Consider the following 19,950-nt stretch of genomic DNA (forward strand, 5'->3'; position numbering starts at 1 on the left):
TTTACCGAATTGGCGGAGCGGGGGGCACAGATCCTCTCCCTCTCAACCCCCACTCCGCCAAACCTTGTTCCTCCTGCGAACATACTAAGGCCGGAAGCGCTAGCCCGCTTCCGGCCCTTTTTTGTTTTGCGCTGGTTGATCTTGCGAAGTTCAAGTTTGCCATTGCGAGCGCGACGCGCAACCGCTCTGGATTGCTTCGTCGGCTTCACCTCCTCGCAATGACGAAGTACGGGTACGCCTGAAAGATACCCCTTTTTTGGACGTGGCCCGGTGGCCCGCTTGCCGCAGGGCTGCGTAAACACTAAAGCGCGGACATTATGGCAAACGCACCGCAACCCAAGGATTGGATCCTTGGCATTCACGCATATGTTCCCGGCAAATCCACCGGGGCCGATGGCAAAGTGCTGACCAAGCTTTCTGCCAACGAAAACCCGCTGGGCAGCAGCGCGCATGCGTTGGATGCGCGGCTGCATCTGGGTGATCCGGCGCGTTACCCCGATCCTGACAGCGTTGAATTGCGCCGTGCGATTGGCGAGGTGTATGGCATTGATCCTGCCCGTATCGTGATGGGCACAGGATCGGACGAATTGCTGAACCTTGCCGCGCAAGCCTATGCCGGACAAGGCGATGAAGTGCTTTACGTGCGCTATGGCTTTTCGGTTTACGATATTGCCGCGCGGCGCTGTGGTGCGGTGCCGGTCATCGCGCCTGATGCCGATTACGGCACGGATGTTGATGCGCTGCTGGCCTGCGTGACGGATCGCACGCGGGTGGTGTTCCTTGCCAACCCGAACAATCCGACGGGTAGCTGGTTGCCACGCTCGGAAATTGCGCGGCTGCATGCCGGTTTGCGCCCCGATATCCTGCTGGTGCTGGATGGCGCTTATGCCGAATATCTTGATCCCGAACATGACGACGGCGCGCTGGAACTGGCGGCGAGCGCATCCAATGTGCTGGTCACGCGTACGTTTTCGAAGATCTATGGCCTTGCCGGAGAACGCATCGGCTGGGGCACAGGCCATGCCGACGTGGTGGATATGCTCAACCGCATTCGCGGGCCGTTCAACATTTCGATCAGCGGGCAGGCGACCGGCCTTGCGGCGGTGCGCGATCAGGCCTTTGTCGAGGCATCGCGCGGCCACAATGCGCAAGAGCGGGCGCGCTTTGTCGAAAAGCTGGACGCGCTGGGCAACCACGGTGTGCGGCCATTGTCGAGCCAAGCGAACTTCGTGCTGATCCTGTTTGAGGGCAAGTTGAGCGCAGAGGCGGTCTACACCGGCCTGATGGATCACGGCTACATCACGCGCTGGTTGCCGGGGCAGGGCCTGCCACAGGGCTTGCGCATCACCATCGGCACGGCTGAACAGATGGACGAGATTGCAGCAGCGATCCGCGCGATGTGTGAGGCTGCAAAGTGAGTGAGGCCCCTTTCGCCCAAGTAACGATTGTCGGGCTGGGATTGCTTGGCGGGTCAGTCGGTCTTGCCGTGCAGGCGCATATGCCGGACGTGCGGGTGGTCGGTTATGACGCTGATGCCGGTGTTCGTGCAAAGGCGCGCGAATTGGGCCTTGCGCATAGCATTCCCGAAACGCCGGTTGCGGCAGCGCAAGGGGCCGATCTTGTCATCCTGTGTGTGCCGGTGGGCGCGATGGAGGCCGCGGCGGCAGCGCTGGCCGAAGGGTTATCGCCCGATGCGGTGATCAGCGACGTCGGCTCGTCCAAGGGGTCAGTCGCGCGGGCTTTGGCCGAGGCTTTGCCGGGGCATCATATCATTCCGGCCCATCCGGTGGCGGGGACCGAGCGCAGCGGGCCGGATGCGGGCTTTGCCACGTTGTTTGCCAACCGCTGGTGCATCATCACGCCGCCAGAGAATGCAGACCCGGCGCTGGTGGCGCGCGTGGTGGCGTTCTGGGAGGCGCTGGGCGCGCGGGTCGAGACGATGGACGCTGATCATCACGATAAGGTTCTGGCCGTCACCAGCCATTTGCCGCACCTCATCGCCTATACCATTGTTGGCACCGCGTCTGATCTTGAGGCGGTGACGCAGAGCGAAGTGATCAAATACTCCGCCGGTGGTTTCCGCGATTTCACGCGCATTGCAGCATCAGACCCGACGATGTGGCGCGACGTGTTCCTGTCCAATCGCGATGCGGTGCTGGAAATGCTCCAGTGCTTTACCGAGGACCTGACAGAATTGCAGAAGGCCATCCGCAAGGGCGATGGCGATACGCTGTTCGAGCAGTTCACCCGCACCCGCGCGATCCGGCGCGGGATTATCGAGATGGGTCAGGATGATGCGCGGCCAGACTTTGGCCGTTCAGATCACAACGGGCAGAAATAAGGCGCAGCTGAATTTGCCCCCGCTCCGTTGCGGGAGCGGGGGCCACAGCATCAGATTAGTCCGGCGTGTTCCAGTGCAGCGTCAACGGCTGCGCGGGCTTCGGCATTGCAGGCTACCATGGGCAGGCGCAATTCATCGCTGATGTCCGGGAAGATGCGGCTGAGCGCATACTTTACCGGCCCGGGCGAAGCGTCTTCGAACATCGCGTAATGCAGCGGGTAGAGCTTGTCATTCAGCTCGCGCGCCAATTCGAGATCGTTGGCAGCGCAAGCGGCCTGGAATTCGGCGCAAAGCTTTGGCGCGACATTGGCGGTGACCGAAATGCAGCCGACGGCGCCCGCAGCGTTGGCGGGAAGCGCCAGTTCATCATCGCCCGACAATTGGCAGAAGTGCTTGCCAATACCCATGCGATGATCGGTGACGCGCGACAGATCGCCGCTCGCGTCCTTGATGCCGATGATCTTGGCGGGATGGCGCTTGGCCAGTTCGCACACGGTTTCAGGCAGGATATCGGTGACGGTACGGCCCGGCACGTTGTAAAGCACGATGGGCAGATCGTTATGTTCAGCCAGGTAGCTGAAATGCGCGATGATGCCGGCCTGGCTGGGGCGGTTGTAATAGGGCGCGACGCACAGCGCGGCCTGTGCGCCGCACTTCTTGGCAAAGTTCATGTGCAGCAGCGCGTTCATCGTATCGTTGCTGCCGCAACCTGCGATGACCGGCACACGGCCTGCGACTTGTTCGACGCAAACCTCGATCACGCGGTGATGTTCGGCATTTGACAGCGTCGATGCCTCACCCGTGGTGCCGCATGGGACAAGCGCGAATGAACCGTTGTCGATCTGCCAGTCGACGAGGCGACGAAATGCTTTCTCGTCAAACGCTCCATCGCGAAAAGGAGTCACAAGGGCCGGAATGGAACCGGAAAACATGGACAATATCCCTCAAATTATCGCATGGTCGCAATTCGAACATGCGGTGTCATACCCACGGGGGGTCTGTTCAGCGCCTGATAAGGAGCCGGTCCATAGTATGTCCCGCATGGACGTGAAAGCCTTGATATTGCGCTGGGGCGTTGCAGGTGTGTTGTTACAGACACTTGCCGCATCAAGTTTGGTTCATGCCAGCGGGCCCGATGCCACCGGCGGTGCCGATTGGGACCGTGCGCGCGCCAATCTGGTTGCCAGCGGGGGCGGGCCAATGATGGGCGCGGTTGAGCGGTGGAAGTTGCTTTCATCATCCAATCGCTTTGCTTTTGCAGACTATTCCAATTTTGTGCTGACCTATCCCGGCTTTCCCGATGAGGAAAAGCTGCGGCGCTTTGCCGAGCTGGCGCTTGAGCGCGAATCGGCAGACGTCAGCCGTCAGGTTGCGTATTTTGATCGCAAGCCACCGCTGACCAATTCTGGCCGCGCGCAATATGCGCTGGCGTTGATGGCGATGGGTCGGCCCGAAGCGCGCGAAGCTGCGCGCGCTGCCTGGCGGGGCGGGGCGATGAGTGACGCTGCCGAAGGGGCGATTCTGGCAACTTGGGGCACAAGTCTTACGCTCGACGATCATGATGCGCGGATGGATGCGCTCTTGTGGTCGGGCGCTGCGGCACAGGCTGCGCGACAGATTGTGTGGGTGAGCCCTGCGCGCAAAGCGGTGGACGGTGCGCGGCTTGCCGCGATGCAAGGCACCGACCCATACGGCGCGGTTGCGGGCATTCCGGGGCAGCAGCTTAACAGCGATCCGGGCTTTGTGTTTCAGCGTGTGCGCCAGTTGCGCAAATCAGGGCAAGGAGCCGCCGCGCGGTCCTTGCTGGCCAACCGGCCACTATTGGCTCGTCAGCCGCTTGACCGGGAAAAGTGGGTTGAAGAGCTCTTGATCAATGCGCGCGCTGCCGCAACGGCAGGCGATGCGCGAACGGCGATGCGGATTGCCGCCGGGATCGATGATGCATTCAATCCGGGCGAAGATATCAGCCAGGCCGCGTATGACCTGCGCGATGATTACACATCGCTGATGTGGCTGGGCGGGACGCAAGGCTGGTTCAACACCGGCGATTACGCCAGCGCAGCACCGATGTTCTGGCGCTATGGCGCGGCAGCGCGGACGCCGGGAACGCGGTCGAAGGGCTTTTACTGGGCGGGCAAGGCCGCAGCGCGTGCGGGCCAACAGGCCGAGGCGCGGCGCTATTTTGAAATGGCCGCGCAATATGCCGATCAGTTCTATGGCCTGTTGGCGCTGGAGCGGCTGGGCCGACCTGTGCCGAACTTTGCGCTGGATTCCTCCGCGCAAGTATCGCCCGATGAACGCAGCCGGTTCTATTCGCAACCGCTGACGCTGGCCGTGCGCGAAGTGGCGCGCGGGGCCGATTGGAAGACGACGATCCGCTTCTTCAAGGAAGTGGCCGAACAACAGCAAACCGAAGCGCAGCACATGATGGTGGCAGGGTTGGCGCGCGATCTGGGGCGGCGCGATCTGGGCGTGATCGTGGGCCAAGCGGCCGCCGCGCGCGGCTACCTTGATTTCCAGCACATCGCTTTCCCGCTGATCCCGGTGCCGCCGGGGCATGAAAGCAAATGGACCGCAATCCACGCGATCAGCCGTCAGGAAAGCCAGTTTGCACAAAACGCGATGAGCCATGCCGGCGCGCGCGGGCTGATGCAATTGATGCCTGCTACCGCCAATGAACAGGCGGGCAAGCTTGGCATGTCCTACAGCACACAGGCGCTGATCGATGATGCGGGCTATAACATCATGCTCGGCTCGGGCTATTTCCAGCGGATGCTGGATTACTATGGCGGATCATGGCCGCTGGCCGTGGCCGCCTATAACGCTGGCCCCGGCAACGTGAACAAGTTCCTGCGCGCCAACGGCGACCCGCGCAATGGCGGCGTCGACTGGATCGACTGGATGGAGCGCATCCCGCTGTCGGAAACGCGCAATTATGTGCAGCGCGTGCTGGAAAACGCGGTGGTTTACGACGCGATGAACCCGCAATTTGCAAGGTATCGCGGGAGCAATCCGATGAGCTATTACATCGGGAAGAGGGAGCCGGGGTGAGCGGGCTTTTCGGCCAATCCCCTTTCACGCCAAAGCCACTCCATGAAGCCTGACGGTCATCCCATTACCCCTGCCGGGTTTGCGGCGATGCGCGCGCGGTATGATCTGCTGCTGGGTACCGAGCGACCTGCGATTGTCGAGATTGTGAGTTGGGCGGCGGGGAATGGCGACCGGTCCGAGAACGGCGATTATCTGTACGGGCGCAAGCGGATGCGCGAGATTGATCGGGAATTGGCGTTTCTGGCGCGGCGGATGAAGGCGGCGCGGGTGATTGATCCGGCGAAGATGGAGGATCGCAGCCGGGTGTTGTTTGGCGCGACGGTGGAAATTGCCGACGAGGACGATAACCGGCGGGTGCTGACGATTGTCGGCGATGACGAACAGGACGCTTCTGCCAACCTGATCGGGTGGAGCGCGCCGATTGCCAAGGCTTTGCGCGGGGCGCGGGTAGGTGATTTGCGCATAGTTCGCTTGCCGGCGGGCGAGAAGGAATGGGAAATCATGGCCGTTTCCTATCCCGAAGCCTGACGCTATGACGGCAGCCATGAAACAGGGCCGCTTTTACATCATGCGCCACGGCGAGACGGTTTATAACGCGTCTGCCCGGCTGCAATCCAATGCGATGCACACGCCATTGACGCGGCAGGGGTTTGAGCAGGCCGTGGCGATGGGCTGTGCGCTGCGCGCCGAATTGGGCGAGCGGCCACACGTGACGCTGCATATTTCCGATACGGGCCGCGCGTTGCAAACGGCAGCCTTGATTGCCGAGGAATTGGGGATCGACTGGTTTGGCGGGCGGCGCACGATGGACCTTCAGGAAATCGACATGGGATCGTGGTGCGGGCGGTCTTATGGTGATGTCGAGGAGGAGGTCGGGCCGATTGTGATCGAGGATCACTTGTTGCGCCCTGCGCCGGATGGCGAAGATTACCTGATGATCGCGGCGCGGCTTAACCGCTGGCTTGATGAACTGGGCGATCCGGCGGGCGACCATATCGTGGTGATGCATGGAATTTCCAGCCGCGTGCTGCGCGGGATCATGGGGGGCTATCCGTTGCACCCCTTGCATGGCGCGCCGATTGCGCCATCGCTGGTGCAAGGATCAATCGCGCTGGTTGAAGGCGGGCAGGAGCGGACATTGTTTGGATCAGAGCGCGGGATTGAACACGCCTGATGGCCGAGATTATCAACCTGCGATCTGCACGCAAGGCAAAGGCCAAGGCGGAGCACACACTCCAGGCACAAACCAACCGTGCGAAGTTTGGGCGGACCAAAGCAGAAAAGCTGCGCGATCAGGCCGAGGCTGACCGCGCCGCGAGGGCAATTGATGGCGCACTGCGGGAAGTGCCTTGAGGAAGCTGCTGGTTTTGGGGGTGCTTGCCCTTGCTGGGACGGCTTTTGCGCGCGATAGCCTTGGCGTGTTCGGCACATGGGGAGCGTTCCGCGATCCCGCCGTGCCGCGCTGCTATGCCATTGCGATGGCAGAGAAAAATGGCGGCCGCAAACAAGAGTTCCAGCCCTATTTCACAGTCGGCCAATGGCCTTCGCGTGGCATTCGCGGGGCGGTGCATGTGCGGCTGGCACGGCGGCTGGCGGCGGGATCAAAAGTCACCGTATCGTTTCCCGAGGCCAATTTTACCCTGCAAACCGGGCAGGCAGACGCCTGGCCTGCTGACCAGACGACCAATGCCGGGATCATAGCGCAAATGCGCAGTGCGAGATCGATGGTGGTCATCGCGCGAGCAAGCGACGGGCGCAGTTTTCGCGATCGCTATATCCTGCAAGGCGCGGCTTCGGCGATGGATGCGGCGGCCTTGGGGTGCGCCAAGGGCTAGAGCATCGGGAAGGAAACGTCAGCCAAACAGAAACAGCAGTGCAATGGCCCACATGACCGCGGTTGAGAGCCAGCCGCCGAACGCGAGGCGCGGCGGGATGGTGAGGCGGCCCATGATGCGCGGGTTGCGGGCGATCATCATTGTCACAACCATCAGCGGCGGAGCGAGCAACCCGTTGACCACGGCGGCCCAATAAAGCGCCCGCATCGGATCAACGCCTGTAAAATTGAGCGCGACGCCGCCAAGCGTTGCCAGCGCGATCACGCTGTAGAACGCTTTGGCCTCGCGCGGCTTGCGGTCAAGCCCCTCGGTCCAGTTGAAGGTTTCGCTTACCGCATAGGCGGCCGATCCTGCCAGTACCGGCACAGCCAGCATTCCCGTGCCGATGATGCCGACGGCAAACAGCGCAAAGGCAAGATTGCCCGCGATGGGGCGCAAGGCTTCTGCTGCCTGGGCCGCAGAGGCGACGTCGGTGACGCCGTGGGCGTTGAGGGTGGCGGCAGTGGCGATAATGATGAACAAGGCGGTGAGGTGCGAAAAGCCCATGCCGACAAGCGTGTCTGTGCGGATGCGCTTCAATTCAGGACCGGCGCTGCGCGGCGCGATGCACAGCGGTTTGGTGTGGCGACGGTGCTGTTCTTCCACTTCCTGTCCTGCCTGCCAGAAGAACAAGTAGGGGCTGATCGTGGTGCCGAACACGGCGACCAGCGCCATCGTATGTTCACGGTCAAACGTGAACGAGGGAATGACGATGCCGCGCAGGGCCGCACCCCAATCAACGCCCGCGACAAAAACCACGGCAACGTAGGAAAACAACGACAGCGTGGTCCATTTGAGGATGCGGGCATAGCGGGTGTAGCTGATCAACACTTCGGCCAGGATGCTGACCACGCCGAACGCCATGGTGAAGCCAAGCACGGGGCCGGGGACCAGCAGGCCGAGCGCTGCGCCCATTGCGCCAAGGTCTGCACCCAGATTGATGACATTGGCGATCAGCAGCAGCATGACCATCGTGCGCAACAGGGCGGGCGGATAATGGCGACGCAAATTGTGCGCTATACCGCGCCCGGTAGTGGCGCCGATGCGCGCGCAAATGGCCTGGATGGATGCGAGCAGCGGAAAGCCGAACAGCATCGTCCACGCCATGCCATAGCCAAACTGTGCACCGACCTGGCTGTAGGTGCCGATGCCCGATGGATCATCATCAGCCGCACCGGTAACAAGGCCGGGGCCAAGCACTTCGAGCAGCGAACGGGGTTCACCCGTTTCTTGTGGCAATTTTTGGTCCATGATCAGGCGTGTGGCGCGTTTAGCGCGTTGATTGCGGCTTCGACGCGGGCTTCAATCTCGGTGCGGGGAAGGCCGGGTGGGATCTCTTCGCCAAAGCGATAGCGGACGGTGCCGGACTGCTTCCAGCGGCGATGATAGAGCGCGCCGGTGTCAACTGCCACGGGTATGACGGGCAGGCCGAGCAGTTTGTAAATCCCGGCAAAGCCCGATTGCAATTCGCGGCGCTGGCCGTGGGGTATGCGCGTGCCTTCGGGGAAGATCACCAGCGGGCGGCCTTCGGCAATACGCTGGCGGGCCTCGGTCAGCATTGTCCGCAAAGCCTTTGCGCCGCCATCGCGGTCCACACCGATCAGGCCGAAACGCGCGCCGGCAGGTCCCCAGCCGGGGATGCGCAAAAGTTCTGCTTTGGCAAAGACGACGGGATTGAGGAACAGCCACGGCATGTCGATGGCTTCGAAAAAGGCTTCGTGCTTGACCGCATAGAGCACGCCTGACCGGAACACGGGGCTTTCCAGTTCGACCTTGATCCCGAGGATGAAATGGCAGCACAAGCGGTGCCAATGGCTCCATTCGCGCACGACCCAACGGAATTTGGGCACCGACACGTTCATCAGCGCCAGCGCGCCGAGCACATATGGCACAGAGCCTGTGTAGAACACGGCGTAGAATACAAGGCTGCGCAGGGCAGACGTCAATTTGCGGATCATTACCAGCCTATTGCCCACGCCAGCAGCCGGGCCACCAGCTTGTTGTATTCAAGAAACAGAATGCGGAAACTGGGGCGCGAGGCGACGGCGTCCTGAACGATGACGGTGCCCTTGGGCGCTTCTTCGGCGATGTCAAAAATGGCGCGGCGCATGTGCCAGTCGGTTGTGACAACGCGGATGGATTTCAGCTTGTTGTCTTTGATCCAGCGCGCGGTTTCCAAGGCGTTAGACCGGGTATCGACCGCGTCATACCCCAGCGTGATGCAGCAAGCCATCAGCGCGGGTTTGACTTTATATTCAACGGCGAATTCGCGCGGGCGCACTTCACGGTCAACGCCGGAAACCAGCAGGCGTTTGGCAGTGCCGCGCTCAAGCAAGCGCAGGGCGTGGGGGATGCGGCCTCCACCACCGGTAAGCGCGACGATACCATCGGTGCGGACGGGTTCTGTGGCGGGGCGGGGCAGATAGATGGCGAACCAGATGAAGCCCAGCGCCCATGCCAGCAAAAGCAGCGAAAACAACCGGCGGAAGATGCCCCGCTGGGTCACAACATGCCCCTCAGCGCGCTTAAAACAGTAAGGCGCGCGGTGACGACCGCAAGCAGGACTCCGGCCAGCGGGATGCAGCAGATGACCAGCCAGTCTGAAAAGCCAAGGCCGACCGATGTCATCATGCCAGAGCCGAGCGCGGCAAATTGATGGCCGAGCAGCGAAATGGCGACCAGTCCCAAAAGCAGCCCGCCGATCCCGCCTGCCGCCGCATCAACCGCCATCGAGCGTTGAAAGATGCGCGCAATTTGCGTGTCAGTGCCGCCGAGCATGTGGACGATCTCGATCGTGCTGCGATGATTGCCAAGTGCGTTGCGCGATGCGAGCAAAACCGTGGCGACGGTGGCGAAAGCCAAAAGCGCGATCAGGCCGCCTGCCAGCCATTGCAAGCCGCCAATCGCCTCGAACACGGGGGCAAGCCACGTGGCCTGCGCATCGATCCGTGCGGCGGGCGCAGGGGATTTGAGGCGGGCGCGCAAGGCTTCAAGCTGTGCTTTATCGGCAGCATCAGACAATCGCACGTCAATCAAGGCGGGCACAGGCAGGGCGTTGATATCGTCGCCTGCATTGGTGCCAAGCCACGGTTCAACCAAGGCATCAAGCTCTGCTTGCGGGACGAGACGTGCAGACTGCACTCCGGGCGCGCTTTGCACGCTGGCTAGCGCGGCTTGCGCCTGCCGGTCGCGTTCACGCGGGGCGCCGTGGACGATTTGCACGGTAACGCCGCCTGCCACATCGACGCTGGCGATGCTGGCTGTATTGCGCAAGGCAAGGCCGCTGGCGGTGGCCACAACGGTAAGGCCGATCATGATGGCGATGACCCACGGCATCGGGCCGGAAAGCTTGCCCTGCGGCAGCAAGCGGCTTTCTGCGCGCGCTCGTTCGCGCCATTCGCCCTGAAAAGCTTCGAGTGCAGCAGGGAGCATGCTCATACGCGGGGCAATTCTGCGCGTGAAATCGCTGCGCCGTTGCGCGGTGGATAGCGAAGCGCACCGGTAGGATCGGACAGCCGCCCTTTATCAAGCCGCATGATCAGCGAATCAGGCATCTTTTGAATCAAGTGAATGTCATGCGTGGCGACCACGACGGTGGTGCCCAAGCGGTTGAGCGCTTCGAACAGGCGCAGCAGCTTTTCTGCCATATCAGGATCGACGTTTCCGGTCGGCTCATCCGCGATCAGCATATCAGGGCGGCCAATGACAGCGCGGGCGATGGCAACACGTTGTTGCTCTCCGCCTGAAAGCGTTGCCGGACGGGCGTGACTGCGATCACCAAGCCCTACCCATTCGAGCATGTCGGTGACGGGGCGAACGATGTCCTTTTCAGGCACGCCAGCCACGCGCAAAGGGAGTGCCACGTTGTCGTATGCTGAAAGGTGCTGGACCAGGCGGAAGTCCTGAAACACCACGCCAAGGCGACGGCGGAAACCGGGCAGGCGTTCACGCGGCAGGGTGATCGCATCGGTTCCGAACATGCGGATAAGCCCGCGCGAGGGGCGCTGCGCCAGATACAGCAGCTTGAGCAAGCTGGTCTTGCCTGCGCCCGATGCGCCGGTCAGGAAATAAAAACGGCCTGAAAACAAGGTGAAGCTGACATCGGTCAGCACCTCTTTGCCTGTGCCATAGCGCAGGCCCACATTGTCGAAATGGACAATCTCTGCATCATCGGGCTTGTTCATGTGCAGAAGACTATATCCGGTTGTTGCGGGCACTTGGTTGCGCCCAAAACAGCTATACGCGGCAATCGATGTGGAAAAAAGGCCATGAAAGCGTTTCTTAGGGGTTGTTGCTATTGTTTCTTGCGGCAAGGGCATGCTTTACCATCGTTATGATCATTGCGTGCCCCGCCTGCTCGACGCGCTATGTCGTCCCTGATACCGCAATCGGTGTGGATGGGCGCACGGTGCGGTGCGCCAAGTGCCGCCATTCATGGTTCCAGAACGGGCCTGACCTTGCCGAACGCCCGGTTGAGGCCGTCAGCGCCGGCATCGAAGAATCAACTGCGGCACAACCTGAGGACACGCCTCAGCCTGCGGTGAGGCCTGCGCCGATGCGGGCTGCTGCGGGCCAGCCTGCGCCCCAGCCTGCGCCCCAGCCTGCGCCCCAGCCTGCGGCCGTACCGGACGTGGCTTATGGGTATGACGCGGAAGAGCCGCCAACACCGCCGCCCTTGCCACGCTCGATCCGTCGCAGCGTCGAGGCGGAGATTGACGATGGACCCTCGCCGTTTGATCATGAACCGCCGTTTCGCCCCCGGCGCAATCCTGCAAAGCTGTGGACAATCGCCGCGGTGGCTTTCGCGCTGACGATTGCGACTTTGGGTGCAGCCTTGTGGCACTTTGGCGTGCCGCAGTGGCTGCCGGGTGCAGGCCAGACGTTTGGCGCGGACCGTCCCGACCTGGAATTGTCATTCCCGCCGGAAAAGCAGGATCGGCGCCAACTGCCCAACGGCACCGAATACTTCGGCGCAAGCGGTACGGTCAGCAATGTGGGCAAGGATGTGCGCGCAATCCCCGCCATCCTGATCGTTTTACGCGATTCGCGTGACAAGGTTGTGAAAACCTGGGAAGTTCCTGCACCGCAAGATGAGCTTGCGCCCGGTGAAAGCGTGACGATCAATGCCGCTGTAACCGACGTGCCGAAAAGCGCCAAAGTGGCCGAGATCGGCTGGAAGCCTGATTAAATGACAGGCTGGGTATAAAAAACTTCCGATGGTTGTTGCGCCCTTCAAACCTGTTTGCTAGTGGCGCGCTCCTACCCCCCACAGGGAGCCTTTCTTCGGTCCGGCACTCTGTATGATTATGCGGTCGTGGCGGAATTGGTAGACGCGCAACGTTGAGGTCGTTGTGGGCGAAAGCCCGTGGAAGTTCGAGTCTTCTCGACCGCACCATCTCCCCACCCTGAACGGCTTGAAGCCTCAGGTTCCGGGCAATGGGTAGCCTTCTTTTTTGCGATATGCGGTTTTGTTTGGGTGCTGGTCGTTTTCGCACAACTTTTTCTGTGCCTTCGGAAACTACCAACGCTTTCTGTCGTTGTAAGGGCAGGATGAGACGCATGGTCCTTGGCGGGGGTGTTGGCTACAGCGGCCAATGCCCCCGTTTTTCCATCATCAGGCCATCGCCATCAGACTGGCATTACCGCCCGCTGCGGTCGTGTTGATCGAGATCGAGACTTCGCTGACCAGCATGGCATCATCATCGTTCGGGCAGAGCACCGGGACAATGGGGCCATCCAGCGCGGCTACGGCCCGGGCAATGGCCAACGTGAAGGCCGTATCACCATCGACAAGCGCGCGTGCGTAGGGGCCGGTGGTTTGCCAGCCCGGATTGGCAATGACGGGCGTGCCGCCAAGCGATGCGACGCGCTTTGCCAGTGCTTCGAGCTTGTCCTGTTTCTGCGCTGCGATCAGCACACATCCAACCGGGCGGGTTGCATGGATGTTGCGTTCGCCCACCGGCCCGGCCAATTCGGTTTCGCTTAATGTGATGGCAGGGGCCGCAGGTGCGCTGCTGACCAGCCGTCGCAGATAGAGCGGGCCGCCCGCTTTTGGACCGGTGCCGGACAGGCCATGGCCGCCAAACGGCTGCACACCGACAACCGCGCCGATCACGTTGCGGTTTACATAGATATTGCCGGCCGAAATCTTGGCTGTGATCCGGGTAATCGTTTCATCCAAACGGGTGTGCAGGCCGAATGTCAGGCCATAACCCCACGCGTTGATCTGATCGACCAAGGCGTCAAGACCGGTGCGGGCAAAGCGTATGACGTGGAGCACGGGTCCGAAAACCTCGCGGGTGAGCATGGCGGGATCGGCCAGTTCGATGATCGTGGGGGCAACGAAAGTGCCTGTCGCGGTTTGCACGCCCAGTGGCAGGCGATGGACCGGACAACCTTTGGCGCGAAGATCGGCGATGTGGAATTCGATGGCATCGCGCGCTTCGGCCGTGATGACCGGGCCGATGTCGGCGCTGAGCTGATCGGTGGGGCCGACCTGCAATTCTGCCAGCGCGCCTTTGAGCATGGTGAGGATGTGATCGGCCACGTCTTCTTGAAGGCACAACACACGCAATGCCGAACAACGCTGACCGGCGCTGTCGAATGCAGAGGCGATGACATCGGCCACTACTTGTTCGGCCAGGGCCGAACTGTCGACGATCATCGCGTTCTGGCCGCCGGTTTCGGCAATCAGCGGGATCGGGCGGCCTTGAGCGGAAAGGCGTGTGGCAAGCTGGCGCTGGATCAGGCGGCCAACTTCGGTTGATCCGGTGAACAGGACAGCCGTCACCTCGGGCGCGGCGACCAGCGCTGCGCCGATTGCGCCATCGCCGGGCAGGAAGATCAGTGCATCGTCGGGGATACCGGCTTCGTGCAGGATGCGGACGGCTTCGGATGCGATGAGCGGGGTTTCTTCGGCTGGTTTGGCAAGGACCGGATTGCCTGCCATCAGCGCGGCGGCCACTTGTCCGGTGAAAATAGCCAGCGGGAAGTTCCACGGGCTAATGCACAGCGCGACACCGCGCGGTTGCGATCCGGCGAGAACCGGGGCCTGCGTGGCGTAATAGCGCAGAAAATCAATGGCCTCGCGCACTTCGGCGATGGCGTTGGCGGTGGATTTTCCGGCTTCGCGCACGATCAGCGCGATAAGTTCCGGCATGGCTGCCTGCATGGCATCAGCAGCGCGTTCAAGAATGATGGCGCGTGCGGCAACAGCGGTCTGGTTCCAGCGCGATGCAGCGGTGATGTTTGCCGCCTGTGCCGCCGCGTGGGGCAGGGCTTCGCACACCATGCCGACAACATCAGCGTGATTGGCAGGATTGCGCACGGCACGCGGGGGAGCAGCGGGCAATTCGGCGCTCGGCACGGCATGTCGCATAAGGCTGGACACCGCGCGAAAGCGTGTCGCCAATTCGCCAAGCGTGTGTTCGTTGGCCAGATCAAGGCCTGTGCTGTTGTGGCGGTGCGGGTATATCGCGCGCGGCAAAGCGATCAGCGGATGGGGGGCGCCGGGATTTGCAGAAGCGGCAACGGCTGCGACCGGATCGGCGATAATGTCTTCCACCGCAACATCAGGATTGGCGATCCGGTTAACGAAGGAGGAATTTGCGCCATTTTCCAGCAAGCGGCGCACAAGATAGGCAAGCAGCGTTTCATGCGTGCCGACCGGCGCATAAATGCGGCATGGTCGGTCGAGTTTGTCCGGGCCTACGACCTCGTCATAGAGCGCCTCACCCATGCCGTGGAGGCACTGGAATTCGTAAGTGCCAAGTGTGAAGTCCGGCCCTGCCATGCGATAGATCGTTGCCAGAGTCTGGGCGTTGTGCGTGGCAAACTGCGGGAACACGGCTTGCGGGGCGGACAACAGGCGACGGGCGCAAGCGATATAGGCGACATCGGTGTGGGCCTTGCGGGTGTAGACGGGGAAATCGGTCTGTCCGTCCACTTGCGCCCGTTTTATCTCGGCGTCCCAATAGGCGCCTTTGACCAAGCGCACCATGATGCGGCGGCCCGAACGGCGGGCAAGATCGATGATCCAGTCGATCACCATCGGGCAACGCTTGCCATAGGCCTGCACCACAAAACCAAGCCCGTTCCATCCGGCAAGTTCAGGGTCGCTCGCCAGCGCTTCAAGCAGATCAAGCGACAATTCCAGCCGGTCGGATTCCTCGGCATCAATGTTGAGGCCGATGTCATAGCGCATGGCAAGCAAGGCCAGCGCTTTTACGCGCGGCAGCAGTTCTGCCATGACACGGGCTTGCTGGGACCGGACGTAGCGCGGGTGCAAGGCTGACAACTTGATCGAAATGCCGGGTCCGGCGTAAATGCCGCGGCCTGCCGATGCTGCGCCAATGGCATGGATGGCGGTTTCATAGTCGGTGAAATAGCGGGCGGCGTCTTTGGCCGTCATCGCGGCTTCGCCCAGCATGTCGTAGCTGTAGCTGAAGCCGCGTGCCTCCAGCGGGCGGGCGCGTTTGAGCGCTTCGGCAATGGTTTCGCCGCGCACGAACTGTTCACCCATCAGGCGCATGGCCAGATCGACGCCGCGCCGGATTACGGGTTCGCCGGCGCGGGCGAGCAGGCGGGTAAGGGCGCTGCCAAGGCCGGGATCATCGACGCTTGCGGTCAGCTTGCCGGTGACGACCAGCCCCCATGTGGCGGCGTTGACAAACAACGAGCGGTCACTGCCGGTGTGCGCCAGCCAGTCCCCGCCGGAAATCTTGTCGCGGATCAGGGCATCGCGCGTGGCATTATCCGGGATGCGCAAAAGCGCTTCGGCAAGGCACATCAATGCGATGCCTTCCTGTGTAGACAAGGCATATTCCTGCACCAGCTGCTCTACGCCGCTTCCCTGGGGCTTGTTGCGCAATGCCTCGATCAGTTGGCGCGCCAGTTTTTGCGCTGAATTGGTGGTTTGCGGATGCAGGGTCGCCTCGGGCAGCAAGGCCTGAACGCAATCGGCTTCTGCACGGCGTGTTGCCGCGGTGATGGCGCGGCGCAAGTCCGAGGGTGTGGCAATTGCGGGTGCGAAACGGGCGAAGGGAACAGATTTAACCATGGCGCATATTACCATAGGCCAATGCGGCAATGTGTCTTAACACAGGGCGTATCGGAGGCTTTCGGTCTTAAAAATGCAATCGATTGGGCGTATAATTCTATGATGACCAGATCCGATAGGCAATTTGACCAATTTGATCGCAAGATCATCGATCTTTTGTCGCGGGACGGGCGGATGTCGGTCACCGATCTGGCGGTGCAGGTGGGTCTTTCCAAAACGCCTTGCCAGATGCGGTTGAAGCGGTTGATCGATGATGGCGTGATCAAGGGATTCCGGGCTGTGCTTGATATGGCGCAGCTTGGCCTTGATCACATCGCCTTTACCGAAGTGAAGCTTTCCGACACGCGCGAACAGGCGCTGGCCGAATTCAATCAGGGCGTCATGGCAATCCCCGAAATTGAGGAATGCCACATGATTGCAGGAAATTTCGATTACCTGATGAAAGTGCGCACGGTCGATATCCGCCGGTTCCGGCTGGTGCTGGGCGAGAAAATATCAACCCTGCCGCATGTTTCGAACACATCGACATTCGTGGTGATGGAATCCATCAAGGATCATTCCTGATTGCGGCAATGATCTGATCTTACGTGAAATCCGCGATCCGGAACCCTTGCGCAAAGGCGATGGCAAGGCTTTGCGGGTTGAGCCGGTCCAGCATGGGTAACCGCCCCAGGCGTTTGACACCGCCCATTGCACATATCGTGGCTTCGCTGTCTTCCACGCCATCGCCGACGAAGGCGACGCCGTGGATGGGCACATTGCGCGCGCGAAGGGCCTCGATGGTGAGCAGCGAGTGGTTGATTGTGCCCAGCGTGGTGCGGGCGACGATGATGACCGGCAGGTTCCACATGGCGAAAACATCGGCATAAGTGGTGCTGCGCGTGACGGGAACCAGCGCGCCGCCCGCGCCTTCGATGACCAGCGGGCGGACGTCGGGCAAGGCCAATCGTGCTGGGTCGATTGTCACGCCGTCAATTTCAGCGGCGCGGTGTGGCGAACAAGGCGTGTTCAGGCGATAGGCTTCGGGCAGAATATGCGATGTGGGCACGCCCGAAAGCTGTGCTACCTGATCACGGTCTGCGCCGTCATCAAGGCCTGCCTGCACGGGCTTCCAGTAATGCGCCTGTAGCGCTCCGGTCAGCGCGGCTGAAAAGATCGTTTTGCCGATGCCGGTGTCCGTGCCGGTGACGACGAACGCGCTCATTTCAGCGCATCGGCCAAGGCTGCGCCAAGGGCGTCAACATCATCGGGGCTGGCGTTCAGCGTCAGCGATATGCGCAAGCGGCTGGTGCCTTGGGGCACGGTGGGCGGGCGAATGCCGCGCACGTCGAACCCTGCCTTTTGCAGCTTGGCCGCAACCGCCATCGTGCGGGCATCGTCATGCAGGATCAGCGGCAAAATCTGCGAGCCGGTGGCCTGTGCGCCATGGCGGCCAAGCACCCGTTCGGCTTGGGCGACCAGATCGTGCAAGGTATCGCGCCGGTCAGGTTCATCGGCCAGCATGCGGATCGCTTCGCGCACAGCTGCGGCGACGAGCGGCGAGGGCGCGGTCGAGAAAATGAACGGGCGGCCCCGGTTGACCAGGAAATCACGCACGACGCGCGGGGCAAGGACCAATGCGCCTTCGCAGCCCAGGGCCTTGCCGCAGGTGCGCAGGACGATCGTATCGGGCCGGCCATCCAGATCGGCAGCAAGCCCGCGCCCGTCACGTCCGAACACGCCGGTTGCGTGGGCTTCGTCAATCAGCATTACGGCATCATGGCGCAGCGCCACTTCGGCCATATCCGCCACGGGGGCCATATCGCCGTCCATCGAATAGAGTGTTTCGAAGGCCAGCCAGATGCGCCCGGTGTTCCCCGCAGCGCGCCATTCCCGCGCCACATCGTCAAAACTTTGCGCATCATTGTGGGCCGCGCTTAAAGCCGTGGCGCGCGACAGGCGCAGGCCCTCATGCATCGATGCGTGGACGAGCTCGTCATAGATGATAAGATCACCGCGCTGGGGCAAGGTGGAGAGCAGCGCGACGTTGGCGGCATAGCCTGCCGAAAAGAACAGCGCGGATTCACTGCCGAAAAAGCGCGCGGCTTCTTCTTCCAGCGCTTCATGTTCGGGATCATTGCCGCGCAGCAGCCGTGATCCGCCTGAACCCAGAGGAACGCCGCGTCCGATGGCATCTTGCACAGCCTTGGCAAGGCGGGGTGAGGACGACATCGCAAGGTAATCGTTCGAGGCAAAATCAATGCCCCGGCGCGGGGTGAGCGAGCGCAGCCGCGCCTTTTCGCCCAGCGCTGCCAGATCAGCCGTGTGTGTGGACCAGATGTTGCCGGTGCGGGTGGATGCGTCCGCCATCAGGCCGCGCAACCTCCCGAGCAGCCCCCTACGGCCTTCATCGCCCGCCCCTTGATCTCACGAAGGGGTTCTTCGCCTTCCATCGGCTTCAGGCCAAGGCGCGCAAACATCGCGGCATCGGCATCATCGCCCGCATTGGCGGCGGTGAGCAGTTTGTCGCCGGTAAAGATGGAATTCGCGCCCGCCATGAAGCACAGCGATTGCGTGGCCTCGCTCATCGATTCACGGCCAGCGGACAGGCGGACCATCGACAAGGGCATGGTGATGCGCGCCACGGCCACGGTGCGGACAAATTCGATATCGTCGATCTTGGCGAGCGGCGTATCAGCCAGCATGTTGCCCAGAACGGTGCCCTTGACCGGCACCAGCGCGTTGACCGGCACGCTTTCAGGGTGCTGTTCCATCGAAGCGAGTGCGTGGACGAAGCCGACGCGATCGGCGCGGGTTTCGCCCATGCCGACGATGCCGCCCGAACAGACGTTGATTCCGGCATTGCGCACGTTATCAAGCGTTTGCAGGCGATCGGCAAAAGTGCGCGTGGTGATAACTTCGCCATAGCGTTCGGGCGATGTGTCGATGTTGTGATTGTAATAATCAAGGCCTGCCTCGGCGAGCTGTTCGGCCTGGCCGGGCGTCAGCATTCCCAGTGTCATGCAGGTTTCGAGGCCCATTTCGCGCACGCCTTTGATCATGGCGATCACGGCGGGCATGTCGCGCTCTTTGGGGTTGCGCCATGCGGCACCCATGCAGAAGCGCTTTGATCCGGCATCGCGGGCTTGCGCGGCCGATTGCAGGACGGCCTGCACTTCCATCAGCTTGGTCGCCTCAACCCCGCTATCGGCCTTGACCGATTGCGAGCAGTATCCGCAATCCTCGGGGCAGCCGCCGGTCTTGATGGAAAGCAGCGTGCACAGCTGGATTTCGCCCGCGCGATGATGCGCGCGATGCACTTCGGCGGCGCGGAACACCAGTTCAGTGAACGGCAAATCGAACAGCGCGGCGATTTCCTCGCGCGTCCAATCGCTGCGTACGCTGCCTGTTGTGGCGGGCGATTCTCGCTCAAGAAGCGTGGTTTCTTGCACGGTGGCGTCCTTTTTCTGGAATACGGTTTTGCGGCCCATATCCCAAAACGTTTCGCAGTGCTTCCAGGAATTGCATTAATGACGCGTAACGAAACTTTGCCGTGGATTGCATCGCCTGGAATGCAATGTTGCAGGATCGGGTGTGGTCTAATTCTGGTGTTTAAGCCAAAAGATGCGGCGATGCATTTTTCACAG

Annotated in this window: 19 protein-coding genes and 1 tRNA gene; 10 read left to right on the forward strand and 10 right to left on the reverse strand. The window is 61.7% G+C overall.

Annotated elements, in window-relative coordinates:
* The first annotated feature begins 317 nt into the window (after positions 1-317).
* A complete protein-coding gene (locus tag B7Y89_RS11180) occupies positions 318-1,418 on the forward strand; it encodes a histidinol-phosphate transaminase (protein ID WP_292938571.1) in 1,101 nt (366 codons plus the stop codon).
* Positions 1,415-2,341, forward strand: coding sequence for a prephenate/arogenate dehydrogenase family protein (locus B7Y89_RS11185; RefSeq protein ID WP_292938573.1), 927 nt, complete (start codon positions 1,415-1,417; stop codon positions 2,339-2,341). The genes B7Y89_RS11180 and B7Y89_RS11185 overlap by 4 nt, the downstream gene beginning before the upstream one ends.
* Positions 2,342-2,391: 50 nt before the next feature.
* Here B7Y89_RS11185 and dapA read toward each other — a convergent pair whose 3' ends face one another.
* Positions 2,392-3,273 carry a 4-hydroxy-tetrahydrodipicolinate synthase gene (gene dapA, locus B7Y89_RS11190; RefSeq protein ID WP_292938575.1) on the reverse strand — a complete coding sequence of 294 codons (882 nt, stop codon included), beginning with the start codon at positions 3,271-3,273 and terminating at the stop codon, positions 2,392-2,394.
* Between the two features lie 100 nt (positions 3,274-3,373).
* Between dapA and B7Y89_RS11195 the strand changes: the two genes are divergently transcribed.
* From B7Y89_RS11195 to B7Y89_RS11215, 5 genes are read left to right on the forward strand one after another with little or no spacing between them, the layout of a single operon-like run.
* A complete protein-coding gene (locus B7Y89_RS11195) occupies positions 3,374-5,392 on the forward strand; it encodes a lytic transglycosylase domain-containing protein (protein ID WP_292938577.1) in 2,019 nt (672 codons plus the stop codon).
* Between the two features lie 42 nt (positions 5,393-5,434).
* The gene (gene greB / locus B7Y89_RS11200; RefSeq protein ID WP_292938579.1) at positions 5,435-5,920 is read left to right on the forward strand and encodes a transcription elongation factor GreB; all 486 of its coding nucleotides are present in this window, start codon (positions 5,435-5,437) and stop codon (positions 5,918-5,920) included.
* Between the two features lie 16 nt (positions 5,921-5,936).
* The gene (locus B7Y89_RS11205; RefSeq protein WP_292938581.1) at positions 5,937-6,566 is read left to right on the forward strand and encodes a phosphoglycerate mutase family protein; all 630 of its coding nucleotides are present in this window, start codon (positions 5,937-5,939) and stop codon (positions 6,564-6,566) included.
* A complete protein-coding gene (locus B7Y89_RS11210; protein ID WP_292938583.1) occupies positions 6,566-6,745 on the forward strand; it encodes a DUF4169 family protein in 180 nt (59 codons plus the stop codon). Before B7Y89_RS11205 ends, B7Y89_RS11210 begins: the two co-directional genes overlap by 1 nt.
* Entirely contained in the window at positions 6,742-7,227 is a 486-nt protein-coding gene (locus B7Y89_RS11215) for a hypothetical protein (protein ID WP_292938585.1), read from the forward strand. Before B7Y89_RS11210 ends, B7Y89_RS11215 begins: the two co-directional genes overlap by 4 nt.
* Positions 7,228-7,245: 18 nt before the next feature.
* Here B7Y89_RS11215 and B7Y89_RS11220 read toward each other — a convergent pair whose 3' ends face one another.
* From B7Y89_RS11220 to ftsE, 5 genes are read right to left on the reverse strand one after another with little or no spacing between them, the layout of a single operon-like run.
* The gene (locus tag B7Y89_RS11220; protein ID WP_292938587.1) at positions 7,246-8,517 is read right to left on the reverse strand and encodes a divalent metal cation transporter; all 1,272 of its coding nucleotides are present in this window, start codon (positions 8,515-8,517) and stop codon (positions 7,246-7,248) included.
* A 2-nt stretch (positions 8,518-8,519) separates the two neighbouring features.
* Positions 8,520-9,224: a lysophospholipid acyltransferase family protein gene (locus B7Y89_RS11225; RefSeq protein WP_292938589.1), complete on the reverse strand. Its 705-nt coding sequence runs from the start codon at positions 9,222-9,224 to the stop codon at positions 8,520-8,522.
* The gene (locus B7Y89_RS11230; protein WP_292938624.1) at positions 9,224-9,757 is read right to left on the reverse strand and encodes a YdcF family protein; all 534 of its coding nucleotides are present in this window, start codon (positions 9,755-9,757) and stop codon (positions 9,224-9,226) included. The genes B7Y89_RS11225 and B7Y89_RS11230 overlap by 1 nt, the downstream gene beginning before the upstream one ends.
* 11 nt (positions 9,758-9,768) lie before the next feature.
* The gene (locus B7Y89_RS11235) at positions 9,769-10,698 is read right to left on the reverse strand and encodes a cell division protein (protein ID WP_366416047.1); all 930 of its coding nucleotides are present in this window, start codon (positions 10,696-10,698) and stop codon (positions 9,769-9,771) included.
* A gap of 2 nt (positions 10,699-10,700) precedes the next feature.
* Positions 10,701-11,450, reverse strand: coding sequence for a cell division ATP-binding protein FtsE (gene ftsE / locus B7Y89_RS11240; RefSeq protein ID WP_292938592.1), 750 nt, complete (start codon positions 11,448-11,450; stop codon positions 10,701-10,703).
* 149 nt (positions 11,451-11,599) lie between these two features.
* On the opposite strand from ftsE, the gene B7Y89_RS11245 reads away from it, so the two are divergent.
* Complete coding sequence (locus B7Y89_RS11245) at positions 11,600-12,454, forward strand: MJ0042-type zinc finger domain-containing protein (protein WP_292938593.1); 855 nt, start codon at positions 11,600-11,602, stop codon at positions 12,452-12,454.
* A 120-nt stretch (positions 12,455-12,574) separates the two neighbouring features.
* Positions 12,575-12,661: transfer RNA gene (locus B7Y89_RS11250), tRNA-Leu, on the forward strand.
* Between the two features lie 219 nt (positions 12,662-12,880).
* Here the strand turns inward: B7Y89_RS11250 and putA are convergent.
* A complete protein-coding gene (gene putA / locus B7Y89_RS11255; RefSeq protein WP_292938594.1) occupies positions 12,881-16,324 on the reverse strand; it encodes a bifunctional proline dehydrogenase/L-glutamate gamma-semialdehyde dehydrogenase PutA in 3,444 nt (1,147 codons plus the stop codon).
* 102 nt (positions 16,325-16,426) lie between these two features.
* On the opposite strand from putA, the gene B7Y89_RS11260 reads away from it, so the two are divergent.
* The gene (locus B7Y89_RS11260) at positions 16,427-16,888 is read left to right on the forward strand and encodes an Lrp/AsnC family transcriptional regulator (protein WP_292938625.1); all 462 of its coding nucleotides are present in this window, start codon (positions 16,427-16,429) and stop codon (positions 16,886-16,888) included.
* Positions 16,889-16,907: 19 nt separating this feature from the next.
* On the opposite strand, the gene bioD is transcribed toward B7Y89_RS11260, so the two are convergent.
* Genes bioD through bioB form a run of 3 tightly spaced genes read right to left on the reverse strand, consistent with a single transcriptional unit; the run spans position 16,908 to position 19,794 of the window.
* Positions 16,908-17,528 carry a dethiobiotin synthase gene (gene bioD, locus B7Y89_RS11265; protein ID WP_292938595.1) on the reverse strand — a complete coding sequence of 207 codons (621 nt, stop codon included), beginning with the start codon at positions 17,526-17,528 and terminating at the stop codon, positions 16,908-16,910.
* Positions 17,525-18,673 carry an 8-amino-7-oxononanoate synthase gene (locus B7Y89_RS11270; RefSeq protein ID WP_292938596.1) on the reverse strand — a complete coding sequence of 383 codons (1,149 nt, stop codon included), beginning with the start codon at positions 18,671-18,673 and terminating at the stop codon, positions 17,525-17,527. Before B7Y89_RS11270 ends, bioD begins: the two co-directional genes overlap by 4 nt.
* Positions 18,673-19,794, reverse strand: coding sequence for a biotin synthase BioB (gene bioB / locus B7Y89_RS11275; protein WP_292938597.1), 1,122 nt, complete (start codon positions 19,792-19,794; stop codon positions 18,673-18,675). The genes B7Y89_RS11270 and bioB overlap by 1 nt, the downstream gene beginning before the upstream one ends.
* Positions 19,795-19,950: the final 156 nt, after the last annotated feature.

Origin of the sequence: Novosphingobium sp. 32-60-15, from assembly GCF_002280675.1 — a bacterium.
In the GTDB taxonomy this organism is placed as follows: Bacteria; Pseudomonadota; Alphaproteobacteria; order Sphingomonadales; family Sphingomonadaceae; genus Novosphingobium.

Coding starts and splice junctions, on each gene's coding strand:
- B7Y89_RS11220 (WP_292938587.1), bottom strand. CDS start 8,517: ATGGACCAAAAATTGCCACAAGAAACGGGTGAACCCCGTTCGCTGCTC.
- greB (WP_292938579.1), top strand. CDS start 5,435: ATGAAGCCTGACGGTCATCCCATTACCCCTGCCGGGTTTGCGGCGATG.
- B7Y89_RS11270 (WP_292938596.1), bottom strand. CDS start 18,673: ATGGCGGACGCATCCACCCGCACCGGCAACATCTGGTCCACACACACG.
- bioB (WP_292938597.1), bottom strand. CDS start 19,794: ATGGGCCGCAAAACCGTATTCCAGAAAAAGGACGCCACCGTGCAAGAA.
- B7Y89_RS11205 (WP_292938581.1), top strand. CDS start 5,937: ATGAAACAGGGCCGCTTTTACATCATGCGCCACGGCGAGACGGTTTAT.
- B7Y89_RS11260 (WP_292938625.1), top strand. CDS start 16,427: ATGACCAGATCCGATAGGCAATTTGACCAATTTGATCGCAAGATCATC.
- bioD (WP_292938595.1), bottom strand. CDS start 17,528: ATGAGCGCGTTCGTCGTCACCGGCACGGACACCGGCATCGGCAAAACG.
- B7Y89_RS11180 (WP_292938571.1), top strand. CDS start 318: ATGGCAAACGCACCGCAACCCAAGGATTGGATCCTTGGCATTCACGCA.
- B7Y89_RS11245 (WP_292938593.1), top strand. CDS start 11,600: ATGATCATTGCGTGCCCCGCCTGCTCGACGCGCTATGTCGTCCCTGAT.
- B7Y89_RS11195 (WP_292938577.1), top strand. CDS start 3,374: ATGTCCCGCATGGACGTGAAAGCCTTGATATTGCGCTGGGGCGTTGCA.
- B7Y89_RS11225 (WP_292938589.1), bottom strand. CDS start 9,224: ATGATCCGCAAATTGACGTCTGCCCTGCGCAGCCTTGTATTCTACGCC.
- putA (WP_292938594.1), bottom strand. CDS start 16,324: ATGGTTAAATCTGTTCCCTTCGCCCGTTTCGCACCCGCAATTGCCACA.
- B7Y89_RS11235 (WP_366416047.1), bottom strand. CDS start 10,698: ATGCTCCCTGCTGCACTCGAAGCTTTTCAGGGCGAATGGCGCGAACGA.
- dapA (WP_292938575.1), bottom strand. CDS start 3,273: ATGTTTTCCGGTTCCATTCCGGCCCTTGTGACTCCTTTTCGCGATGGA.
- B7Y89_RS11210 (WP_292938583.1), top strand. CDS start 6,566: ATGGCCGAGATTATCAACCTGCGATCTGCACGCAAGGCAAAGGCCAAG.
- ftsE (WP_292938592.1), bottom strand. CDS start 11,450: ATGAACAAGCCCGATGATGCAGAGATTGTCCATTTCGACAATGTGGGC.